Source organism: Xinfangfangia pollutisoli, from assembly GCF_020179405.1.
GTDB lineage: Bacteria > Pseudomonadota > Alphaproteobacteria > Rhodobacterales > Rhodobacteraceae > Pseudogemmobacter > Pseudogemmobacter pollutisoli.
In genome coordinates, this window is the sequence record NZ_JAICBZ010000169.1 from 1 (window position 1) to 2,105 (window position 2,105).

Annotated in this window: 1 protein-coding gene; it reads right to left on the reverse strand. The window is 73.8% G+C overall.

Annotated elements, in window-relative coordinates; all coding sequences use genetic code 11:
* A partial coding sequence (locus K1Y73_RS21820; protein WP_225030516.1) for a hypothetical protein occupies positions 1–2,105 on the reverse strand: 2,105 nt, incomplete at both ends.

A 2,105-nucleotide genomic window follows, 5' to 3' on the forward strand; every position in this document is an offset into this window, starting at 1 on the left:
CCACCGCCACCCCGTCGCGATAAAGCGTGATCGCGGCCAGGCCCGCCGGGGCCGAGGCCTCGATCCGTGCCGTGCCATCCTGGCCCTGCAGCAGCGCCAGCCGCGGCGGCAGGCGGGTCACCGCCAGCCCGCCCGCGGGGGCCGCCTGCCCGGCTTCCAGCACCGCCGCGGCCATGCCCGGCACCCGCATCTCGGCGCCCAGCTGGTCCAGACTGTACAACCCGCGATCGCCGGGAAAGCGCGCGGCCAGATACGAGGCGCCTTCGGGCGTCGCGTCATAGCGCAGCGCCGGGTCGCTGATCACCACCTCGTCGTCCAGATAGACCCCGTCCAGCAGCCGCGCCCCGTCCGCCGCCGCGAAGACATGGAACTGCCCGTCGGCCTGCTGCTGGAACAGATGGCCGCCGGTCTGGGTCAGGCCCAGCGACAGGATCTGATCCGGCGCCGGCAGGTCGTGCAAGGCCCGCTCGACCGCGGCGCTGCGCGCATCGAAGACCACCGCCCGCCCGTCGATCCCGGCCAGCGCGATCCGGTCGGGGCCCAGCCGGCCGGCCCAAAGCCGGGCATGGGCCGCCAGGGGAAAGGCCCCGCCCGGCGGCGCCAGGGCCGAGGGCTGTTCCTCGGGATCCTCGCCGCCCCAGCCTCCGGCCAGTTCCACCAGCAGCGCCGGCGCCGTGCCGGTCGCAGGGCGGATCAGGTACAAGACGCCCTCGGGGCTGTAGCCGCTGCCAGTGCGGCACTGGATATGCAGGATCTGCCCCAGCCGCCCGCCCGCGCCGCGCCAGGTCCAGAGATCGGCGGCTTCCGCGCGCGAGACCTGACACCAGGGCGAGTCCATCGCCCCCAGCGCCAGCAGGGTCAGCGCCTCGGCCTCGGCCGGATCGGCCAGCCCCGCCTCCAGCGCCGCCCGTCCGGTATCGAAATAATAGCCGCCCTCGATCCGCCAATCGGCGGGTTCCTCGACATCGTCCTCAGGTTCGACATCGGCGTCAGGCTCGGCCTCGGGATCGGCACCGGGATCGGCATCGGGATCCGCCGCGGCATCGGCCTCCTGCGCCGCCCAGAATCGCGCGGCTTCGCTGGGGATGCGCCGATGATCCAGCGCCAGGGCCGGCACAAGGCCCAGACCCATCTCCTCCAGCCGCTGCACCATCCGGGCCCGTGCCGGCTGCTGCAGCGCCTCTTCCTCGCCCTCGATCGGCACGGCGGCGCGGCTGGTCACCGCAATCGCCAGGCCCGGCGCCGCCGGATCGGCCGCGTCCAGGACCAGCGGCGCCACCAAAGCCGGCACGCCGGGCGCACCCGCGCGCCCCTCGTCCAGCCAGCTGGCCCGCGGCAGGCCCAGCATCTCGAACACCGGCCCCACTGCGCCCTCGGCCCGGCCCGCAACTTCGGTCACGCGGCCCGGCCGGTAGATCGAGCTTGCCTCGCCGCCCCAGGCCGCGCCGGTCACAAGCTGCCCCGCGCCTTCGGCGCTGATGCGGATCACGCCCTCGTCCCAGGGCGAACAGGCGCCGCAACTGTATTCATCGCCCTGCGCGGGCGCCCCTGACAGCATCGGCTTGACCAGAAGCGCGCCCTGCGCCTCGAAGATCACCGCCAGATAGCTGTCCCCGGGCGACCACAGAAGCCCGGTGATGAAGGTGCCGCGGCTTGCCCCGCCGGCCTGGCGAATCGCATAGACTTCTTCCCCCGACAGCAGGTCATGGACCTGCAGATCGCCATACAGCCAGTCCTGCCCCTGCGCCCCGGCCAGGCTCTCGCTGCGGAAGGCATGCAGGAAACGCCCGGTCGGCGAAAACCGCGGCTCCAGCCCCTCGGCTTTCAGCACCGTCTCGCCCGTCGCACGGTCGCGCAGCCGGTAGTGGCCGGCAAAGACCTCAAGCAGCAGGCTGCCGTCGGGAGACAGGATCCGCGCCCCGGGCGGTTCCGGGTCGGCCGGATCGGCCACGACCAGCGCGGGCGTGCCGGGCAGAAGATCGGCCTCCAGCCGGCCGCTTGCCGCGATCTGCGGGCCCGGTCCCAGCCGGACCAGCGCCCAGTCGGCCGCATAGCGCCCGATCACATAGGGCAGAAGCGAGGCCGTGCCGCGCGGCCCCTGCGGC